Here is a 1,417-nt window from a genome sequence, read left to right as displayed (position 1 = left end):
GTTTTTCGGGGGGATTACCGATTCAGCTATCTCTTCATCAGTTCCACTTGCCAAGTCTATTTCAAGCATCACAGTATTTTTGGTAAAACTTTCGTTAAAAACTTCTGAAATGTAAGACTCAGAATACTCGGGAATTATCCTGTATTGTTGACCCCCATCCCATGCAAAGAGACCCGCCACCATACTGTTTATACCGAGCTGAGCGATCCTCTTAGTTGTAGTCAGATGGATATGAGGAGGCTCATACAGAAAATCGACTCTATCAGTATATTGAAGCTGGTCTGCATTGTATAAAACAGGATTGCCCCCAAACACTTTGATGCCAAATTGGATGAGATCCCTAGCTTCCTCTTCTGTAGGCCAAGGTCGATGCCAAATCGCTCGTGCCCATAGTTCATGGTAGTAAGCTTTAAGAGTTAGATCTCTGAAAACCTCGTAGTTATCCGGTGTGAACCATGTTTTGACTTCCTTCGTTTGCTCTGCTGTCCAGTTTTTCATACATTTCCTTATTTTTCATAATGCAATTAAATAATAATTAGGATTTATAATCTCTATCTAAGAGTGAGGTTAGAGCTATCAAAAGTTTTTTGAATTAATAGTACATCAAGTGCAAACAATTACTCTTAATAATATTTTACTTAATATAAATTCCATCATATTAAATTTTACATGCAAAACTTTTATTTTTACCAATAATTAAAATCTCATAATTTAATATCATATTAGTTTTGGATGTAGATAATAAATCTAATTGACTTTTGCATATTGACTTTCATTATATATTGCTTAACATCAAGTATAAAATTAATTTAGGATTTTATTATGACAACAAATGAAAAACATAAGATTATATTTAGTGCAATATTAGAATGGAAAAGATGTGAAAGCTTTGGTCTACTAAACAAGTGTCGATCACATGAAAATTTCTATGAAGTAATTTCTAAATTATCTTGCTCACCTCTAATTTATGGAGGAATATTGCATCAACAGGATTTTGAGTATTAACATATTGAGTATGGCTTAGAATTCACAGAAGATGATATTCAAGCTGTATTATCTCAGCCACTTAAAAATTTCATATAACTCCTACAAATTGTCCTTAGCGAGTTTAAGATGAGTGTTTTTCTTTCGGATGTAGTTATCAAATATTGTCATATCCATTTCTAAAATCCGACTATAAACAATAGTTCCCTGCTCTGGCTCTTGGCCTTTTGTTATTTCAGCTATGTTAAGTTTTATAGTTTGAAATTCTGTATCTTCATCAACTTTGTGGTCTGAGAAAAAAAGTATAATCTCACCATTTTGTTTACCATATGGAATTATCTTGTTATAGCTATTACAAGTAAACCCCTTAGAGTTGGTTTTTATTGCTTTTGCAATCTCGGTATCAACATTACAATATAATATAATATAATAT

At 32.0% G+C, this 1,417-nt stretch carries 2 protein-coding genes; both read right to left on the bottom strand.

The genetic code is table 11. From position 1 onward, the window contains the following. Nucleotides 1–498, bottom strand: a 498-nt coding sequence (locus tag U868_RS0122410) for a DUF6387 family protein (protein WP_025155237.1), incomplete at its 3' end; no start/stop codon positions are given. A 588-nt stretch (nucleotides 499–1,086) separates the two neighbouring features. Next, on the bottom strand, nucleotides 1,087–1,417 hold a 331-nt coding region (locus tag U868_RS23905), incomplete at its 5' end, for a hypothetical protein (RefSeq protein WP_036412383.1).

The sequence above is a fragment of the Morganella morganii H1r genome (assembly GCF_000633515.1).
GTDB classification, from domain to species: Bacteria; Pseudomonadota; Gammaproteobacteria; order Enterobacterales; family Enterobacteriaceae; genus Morganella; species Morganella morganii_B.
This window is presented reverse-complemented; position numbering and strand designations above follow the sequence as displayed.